This is a genomic window from Actinotalea ferrariae, assembly GCF_019733465.1.
GTDB lineage: Bacteria > Actinomycetota > Actinomycetes > Actinomycetales > Cellulomonadaceae > Actinotalea > Actinotalea ferrariae_A.
This window is the reverse complement of the sequence record NZ_JACVQL010000195.1, coordinates 1-7676: the sequence shown is the minus strand read 5'-3', so window position 1 is coordinate 7676 and position 7676 is coordinate 1. Positions and strand designations below refer to the sequence as shown.

Annotated in this window: 5 protein-coding genes; all 5 read right to left on the bottom strand. The window is 74.6% G+C overall.

What is annotated here, in order from left to right; translation table 11 throughout:
• A partial coding sequence (ftsW, locus tag ICW40_RS15100) for a putative lipid II flippase FtsW (RefSeq protein ID WP_308121839.1) occupies positions 1–1248 on the bottom strand: 1248 nt, incomplete at its 3' end.
• A 4-nt stretch (positions 1249–1252) separates the two neighbouring features.
• Complete coding sequence (murD, locus tag ICW40_RS15095) at positions 1253–2734, bottom strand: UDP-N-acetylmuramoyl-L-alanine--D-glutamate ligase (RefSeq protein WP_308121838.1); 1482 nt, start codon at positions 2732–2734, stop codon at positions 1253–1255.
• A complete protein-coding gene (mraY, locus tag ICW40_RS15090; protein WP_221654837.1) occupies positions 2734–3816 on the bottom strand; it encodes a phospho-N-acetylmuramoyl-pentapeptide-transferase in 1083 nt (360 codons plus the stop codon). Before mraY ends, murD begins: the two co-directional genes overlap by 1 nt.
• Entirely contained in the window at positions 3813–5801 is a 1989-nt protein-coding gene (locus ICW40_RS15085) for a UDP-N-acetylmuramoyl-L-alanyl-D-glutamate--2,6-diaminopimelate ligase (protein WP_308121837.1), read from the bottom strand. The genes mraY and ICW40_RS15085 overlap by 4 nt, the downstream gene beginning before the upstream one ends.
• Positions 5802–5862: 61 nt before the next feature.
• Positions 5863–7676: peptidoglycan D,D-transpeptidase FtsI family protein (locus tag ICW40_RS15080; protein WP_260459270.1), on the bottom strand; the 1814-nt coding region annotated here is incomplete at its 5' end.

Sequence of the window (7676 nt, the reverse complement as noted above, 5' to 3'; positions counted from 1 at the left end):
GGTCTCCCCCTGCCGGCCCGGCTGCGCGGGCTCGCGGCCGGGGCGGCCGAGGACGGCGAGCGAGCGCCGGACCACCGAGGGCCGCGCCGCGAGCGCCTCCGCGGCGCCCGGCTCGTGCCGCGCGAAGGAGACGAGGACACCGATGCCGATCATCGTCGTGATGAGGGCGGAGCCGCCCGCGGAGACCAGCGGGAGGGGCACGCCGATGACCGGCAGCAGGCCGATCACCACCGCGATGTTGATGAGCGCCTGGCCGAGGACCCAGGAGCCGACCGCGCCGGTCGTGATCTGGACGAACGGGTCCGAGTGGCGCCGGATCACGCGCGTGACCGCCACCGCGAGGAGGCCGAAGAGCGCGAGCACGAGCCCCGTGCCGAGCAGGCCGAGCTCCTCGCCGAGGATCGCGAAGATGAAGTCGTTGTGGGCCTCGGGCAGGTACGACCACTTCTCGCGGCTCTCGCCCAGCCCCATCCCGGTCCACCCGCCCGAGGCGAGGCCGTACATCCCCCGGTTCGTCTGGTAGCACTCGGCCTGGACGTCGCAGTCGTCGCTGAAGAACGCCTCGATGCGCGCCACGCGGCTGCTGTTCATCTGGCTCAGCGCGAGGACGCCGACGACGGCGAGCGCCCCCGCGACCGCGAACATCCGCATCGGCACGCCCGCGACGAAGAACGCGCCGGCCACGAGCGTGAGCAGCACGATGCCCGTGCCGAGGTCGCCGCCCGCGAGGACCAGGCCGACCGCCGCGAGCGCGACGAGCACGCCCGGGACCAGCACGTGCAGCCACTCGCCGAGCAGCGGCCGCTTGCGGGCGAGGACCGTGCCGAGCCACACCGCGAGCGCGAGCTTGACGGCCTCGGACGGCTGCACCGAGACGGGGCCGACCTCGATCCAGTTCCGGTTGCCGTTGATCTCCTTGCCGACGAACAGGACGACGAGCTGGACGCCCATGGCGCCGAGCAGCATCGGCCACGCGGCCCTGCGGTACCAGCGCGCCGGCAGGCGGCTCGCGACCCAGGCGAGCGGGAGGCCGACCAGCGCGAACTGCGCCTGGCGCAGGAAGATGCCGTAGGGCGACGCGCCCTTGCTCGCGCTGAGGGCGTCGACGCTCGAGCTCGACAGGACCATGACCAGCCCCAGGGCGAGCAGCAGCGCGGCGGCGCCGATGAGCAGGTAGTAGCTCGTCACCGCGCTGTTCCACTGGCCGAGCACCGACGCGCGCGGGGTCTCGGCTGTCGACACCGCCACGGGCTCAGCCCGCCGTCGGGTCGTCGTGCGCGGGTGCGCCGGAACCTGCGCCCGCGAGCGCGCGCACGGCGCCCGCGAACGAGTCGCCCCGCTCGGCATAGGAGGCGAACTGGTCCATCGAGGCGCACGCGGGCGCCAGCAGGACCGTGTCGCCCGCCCGGGCGAGGGTGCGTGCTGCGGTCACGGCGCGGGTCATCACCGTCCCAGTGTCGGCGGGATCGACCGCGACCACGGGGATTGCGGGCGCGTGTCGGGCCAGCGCCTCGTGCCACGGCGCCTGGTCCACCCCGATGAGCACGACGGCGCGGACCCGGTCCGCACGGTCCCGGACGAGGTCCTCGAAGCGGGCGCCCTTGGCGAGCCCGCCCGCGACCCACACGACGCTGCCGGGCGCGAAGGCGGCGAGCGACGCCGCCGCGGCGTGCGCGTTGGTGGCCTTCGAGTCGTCGACCCACCGGACGTCGTCGACCGTCGCGACGTGCTCGATCCGGTGCGCGCCCGGCCGGTACGCGCGCAGCCCGTCCCGGACCGCGGCCGCCGACACGCCGTGCGCGCGCGCGAGCGCCGCCGCGGTGAGCGCGTCGCCGAGGACGTGCGCCGCGAGCCGCCCGTCCGGCCCGGCGAGGTGGGCCAGGTCCTCCGTCGTGCCGAGCTCGGCCGCGGACCGCTGCCGCTGCGGGTCGTCCACGGGGGCGTGGAAGGCCCGGTCGACGAGGATGCCCTCGACGAGGCCCAGCTGACCGGGCCCCGGCGCGCCGAGCGTGACGCCGACCGCACGCGCCCCCTCGGCCACGTCCGCGTCGCGCACCATCTGCTCGAGCAGCGGGTCGTCGGTGCCGTAGACGCACGCGACCTCGACCCCACGGAAGATCCGCGCCTTGTCCGCGGCGTAGGCCTCGAACGAGCCGTGCCAGTCCAGGTGGTCGGGGGCGACGTTGAGGACGGCCGCCGCGCGGGCCGCCATGGAGTGCGTGAAGTGGAGCTGGAAGCTCGAGAGCTCGACCGCGAGCACGTCGACGTCGGGGTCCGTCGCCGCGGTGACCACGGGGGTGCCGACGTTGCCGACGGCGGCCGCCCGCAGGCCCGCCGCGCGCAGGACCGACTCGAGCATGCCGACCGTCGTCGTCTTGCCGTTCGTGCCCGTCAGGACGAGCCAGGGGGCCGGCCCCTCCCCGCCGACCCGGTCCACCCGGAGCCGCCACGCGAGCTCGACCTCGCTCCACACGGGGATGCCGCGCCGCACCGCCTCGACCAGCACCGGGCTCGACGGCCGCCACCCCGGCGACGCGACCACGAGGTCGACGCCGGACAGGTCCACGTCCGTCTCGGCGGCGAGGTCGGCGTCGGGTGCCGAGGCGTCGAGCGTGAGCACCTCGGGCGCCGCCCCGCCGCGGGCAGCCAGCGCCTCGAGGGCGGAGACGACGGCGCGGCCGGTCACGCCCAGGCCGGCGACGAGCACGCGCCGGCCGGCGAGGTCCTCGTGCACTACCCGGCCACCCACTCCGCGTAGAAGATGCCCACGCCGACGGCGACGAACAGCCCGGCGATGATCCAGAACCGGATGACGATCGTGACCTCGCCCCACCCCGAGAGCTCGAAGTGGTGGTGCAGCGGTGCCATCTTGAAGACGCGCTTGCGGGTGAGCTTGAAGAAGCCGATCTGGATGACGTCGGAGAGCACGATGAGGACGAACATGCCGCCGATGATCGCCGCGAGGATCTCCGTCCGGGACAGGATCGACAGCCCCGCGAGCGCGCCGCCCAGCGCGAGCGAGCCCGTGTCGCCCATGAAGATCTTGGCCGGCGAGGCGTTCCACCACAGGAAACCGAAGCACGCGCCCGTGATGGCCGCCGCGACGACGGCGAGGTCGAGCGGGTCGCGCGCCTCGTAGCAGCGCGGCCCTGCGGTGAGGAACCCCTGGCACGTCTGGTTGGACTGCCACACGCCCACGAGCACGTAGGCGCCGAAGACGATGAGCGAGACGCCCGTCGCGAGGCCGTCCAGCCCGTCGGTGAGGTTGACCGCGTTGGACCACGCGGTGATGAGGAAGTTGGCCCAGATGACGAAGAGGATGACCCCGAGCGTCGGACCCGCCCACGAGAGGTCCATCTGCGTGTCCCGGATGAACGAGATGTGGGTCGACGCGGGCGTGCGGAAGTTCTCGTTCGGGAACTGGAGCGCGAGCACGGCGAAGGTGATGCCGACGACGCCCTGCCCGACGACCTTCCAGCGCGCCGACAGGCCCAGGCTCCGCTGCCGCGAGATCTTGATGAAGTCGTCGAGGAAGCCGACGACCCCGAGCCCCGTCATGAGGAACAGCACGAGCAGCGCGGACGCGCTCGGCCGGTTCCCGGTGAAGAGGCCGGCCCCCGCCCAGCCGAGGAGCGTCGCGACGATGATCACGACGCCGCCCATGGTCGGCGTCCCGCGCTTGGTGAAGTGGGCGGTCGGTCCGTCCTGGCGGATGAACTGGCCGTACTGGCGACGCACGAGGAAGCGGATGAACAGCGGCGTGCCCAGGAGCGCGAGCACCATGGACAGACCGCCCGAGATGAGGACCGCTCTCATCGGGCGGCCCCGCGGACGGCGTCGAGCGCCGGTGCCAGGGCACCGTCCGCGTCCGTCACGAGCACGACGTCGCCCGCGCGCACCTCGGCGGTGAGCCACGCCGCGGCCGCGGCGACGTCGGGCAGGGCGCGCGACTCCTCGCCCCACGACCCCTCCTGCAGCGCACCCGTGTGGACGGCGCGCACGCCCTCGCCGACGACGAGCAGGCGGTCGATGTCGAGCCGCACCGCGAGCCTGCCGACGGCGTCGAGCTCGTCGACCGGCGCGGCGAGGGAACCCACCACGGCGATGCTCCGACGTCCCCGGGCGCGCGTCGCGAGGTCCCGCAGGCCCGTCCGCACCGAGTCGACGGTCGCCGACCCCGTCGCGTCGAGCACGGTCACCGGCTCGGCCGGCACCTCGTCCCCGCCGGTGCCGCGCACGGCCTCGAGGAACACGTCCCGGTCGTTGTAGCGGTGGAACACGCCGGCGATCTCCTGGGTCGGTTCGTGGCCCTTGCCCGTGACGACCACGGTGTCCTGCTCGCCCGCCAGGCGCAGGGCCGTGCGGATCGCCTCGGCCCGCGGCGACACCTCGTGCACGTCGGCGAGGTCGGGCCGCTCGGCGCGCACGCCGTCGAGGATGGCCGCGCGGATCTCGGCGGGCGGCTCCGACCGCGGGTTCTCGTCCGTGACGACGAGGACGTCCGCGAGCCTCGCCGCGATCTCGCCCATCATCGGGCGCTTGCCGCGGTCCCGGTCGCCGTCGGACCCGAAGACGATGACGAGCCGGCCCGGCGTGATCGGCCGCACGGCCTGGAGCGCGAGCACGAGCGCATCGGGGGTGTGCGCGTAGTCGACGAGGCACAGGGGCCGGCCGCCGCCGCGCTCGACGACGCGCTCCATGCGTCCGGGCACCGCAGACGCGGACGCGACGCCCGCGACGGCGTCGGCGAGCGGCACGCCGGCGCGGTGCGCGAGCACGATCGCGAGGGCCGCGTTGGAGACGTTGACCAGGCCCGGCAGCGGGCTCGCGGCGTCCACGCGCTCGCCGTCGGGCCCGCTCAGGACGAAGGTCGAGCCGACGCCGTCCAGCCCGATCGTCGCGTCGCTCACGCGCCAGCCGGCCGTCGCACCACCGACCGGGTCGGGCCGCGTCGCGACCGTGTCCACCGGGATCGCCGCCTCGGCCGCGAGCCGGGCGCCCCACGCGTCGTCGACGCACACGACCCCGCGCCGCGCGTGCCCGGGCGCGAAGAGGCGCGCCTTGTCGCGGAAGTAGCCCTCCATGTCGCCGTGGAAGTCCAGGTGGTCGCGCTGGAGGTTCGTGAAGCCCGCGACGTCGACCTCGAGCCCGGCCACCCGCTCGAGCGCGAGCGCGTGGGAGGAGACCTCCATCGAGCACGCCGTGGCGCCCCGCTCACGCATGAGCGAGAACAGGCCGTGCAGCACGGGCGCCTCGACGGTGGTGCGCGGGCTCTCGATCGCCTGGGTGCCGACGCGCAGCTCCACGGTGCCCACCACGGCCGTCGTCGCGTGCGCGGTGCGCAGCGCGGCGTCGACGAAGTAGCACGTCGTCGTCTTGCCGTTGGTGCCCGTGACGCCGACGACGGTGAGGTCGCGCGCGGGGTGGTCGTAGAACCACGCCGAGACGTCGCCCAGGAGACCGCGCGGCGCCGCGTCGGGCCCCCACGTCAGGACCGGGACCGCCGCCGCGTCCGGCTGACCCGCGACCAGCGCGGCACCCTCGGCGTCGGTGAGCACGGCCACCGCCCCGCTCTCGACCGCGGCCGCGGCGTACCGGGCGCCGTGCGACCGCAGCCCCGGCAGGCCGACGAAGAGGTCACCCGGGAGCACGTCCGCCGAGCCGACGGCGACGCCGGTCAGCGTCACGGTCGCCGCATCCGCACCTCCGCGCGCGACCTCGAGCCCGAACCGGGCGGCGAGGTCGGAGAGGTGACGCGTCGGGCGGTGCTCGGGCCGCATCCGGCCCTGGGGGGACGTCACGGCGACGAATCTACCGTCCGCCCGGCCGCCGTCCGGCCCGGCCGCCGCCCAGGCGCGTCGCTCACTGCCAGGTCGTGGGGAAGAGCTGCGGCTCCGTGCCCGACGGCGGCACGGCGAGCGAGCGCAGCGCGTGCGCGGTCACCTCGCGGAACACGGGCGCCGCGACGGTGCCGCCGTAGATCGACGTCTTGGAGTCGTACAGCGCGACGTTGACGACCAGGCGGGGGTCGTCGGCCGGCGCGATGCCGATGAACGACGAGACGATCTTGACCGTGCCGTCCGCGTCCCACGCCTGCGCCGTGCCCGTCTTGCCCGCGACCCGGTAGCCGGGCACCGCGGCGTTGCCGCCGGTGCCGTCCGCGACCGCGCTCTCGAGCATGGTCACGACCGTGGCGGCCGTCTGCTCGCTCACGACGCGCTGCGGCTCGGCCTTGTCGACCGGGGTGAACGCGCCGTCGGGCCCGTAGGTGCCGGCGACGACGTGCGGCTGGACGCGGACGCCGCCGTTGGCGAGCGTCGCGAACACCTGCGTCGACTGCAGCGTCGTCGCACCCACGCCCTGCCCGAAGAGGACGGTGTACTGCGTGCGCCCGTCCCAGGCGTCGGCGTCGTGCAGCAGGCCGCGCGACTCCCCCGGCAGCCCGACGCCGCTCGGCTGGCCGAAGCCGAACTTGGTCAGGTAGTCGTGCCGCACCTGGGGCGGCAGGTCCTGACCGACCATGACGGTCCCCGTGTTCGAGGACTCCGCGAGGATGCCCGTGAGCGTGAGGTTGAGGTCCGGGTGCTCGCTCGAGTCCTTGAACGACTGCCCGTTCGGCACCGCGTAGGTGTAGGGGACGACGTACTGGGACGTCGGCGTCGCCAGGCCCGTCTCGAGGATCGCGGCCATCGTGATGACCTTCGCCGTCGACCCCGGCTCGTACACGGACGCGACGGCGCGGCTCGCCGACGCACCGGTGGGGCTGTTCGGGTCCTGGGTCCCCGAGTCCGCGAGCACGAGGATCTCGCCCGTGCGCACGTCCACGACCTCGACGACGCCCCACTCGGCACCCGTCGCGAGCACCTGCTCGTCGAGGGCGGCCTGGGCCATGTACTGCAGGTCGCCGTCGATCGTGAGGCGGACGTCCCGGCCCGGCACCGCGGGGACGAGGTCGTCCTGACCCGTCGGGATGCGCTGGCCGCGTGCTCCCCGCTCGTAGGTCTCCTCACCCGGGCGGCCGGAGAGCACCTCGTCGTAGACCTGCTCGAGCCCCGCCTGGCCGTGTCCCTCGGCGCCCACGAAGCCGACGATGTTGCCGCCCGTCGTGCCCTCGGGGTAGATGCGGTCCGTGGCGCGCTCCCCGGTGATGCCGGGGATCCCCAGCTCCATGACCTGCTCGTACGACTCGGGCGTCACGCCCTTCGTCAGGTACACGAACTGGTCCTCGCCGAGCAGCTTGGCGGCGAGCGCGGCCGGGTCCGCCCCGAGCAGAGGAGCGAGCTTCGCGGCGGTGTCGACCGCACCCTCGGTCTTCTCGGCCTGGGTCGCCCCCAGCGCAGCGGTCAGCTGGAGCTGGTTGACCACGACGTTCCAACGCTCGACGGACGTCGCGAGGACGTCGCCGTCGCGGTCGACGATGTCGCCGCGGTCGCCCGGGATGGGCACGGTCACCATGCGCTCGTCGAGGGCACGCTCCGCGAGCGCGGGTCCCTGGAGGCCCTGGACGTAGACGAGCCGCCCGGCGAAGACGGTCAGCAGGACGAGCGCCATGCCGAGCAGCACGGACTGCCGGCGGGTCGGGCTGCCCGTGCGCGGCGGGCCGAGCGTGACGGCAGGCCGGTCCCGGCGCGCGGTCCGCTGGTCCCTCGCGGCCGGGCGCGCGCGCACGCCTGCGA

Bases quoted from the DNA above. Each gene is read 5' to 3' on its own strand.
- mraY (WP_221654837.1), bottom strand. From the start codon at position 3,816: ATGAGAGCGGTCCTCATCTCGGGCGGTCTGTCCATGGTGCTCGCGCTC.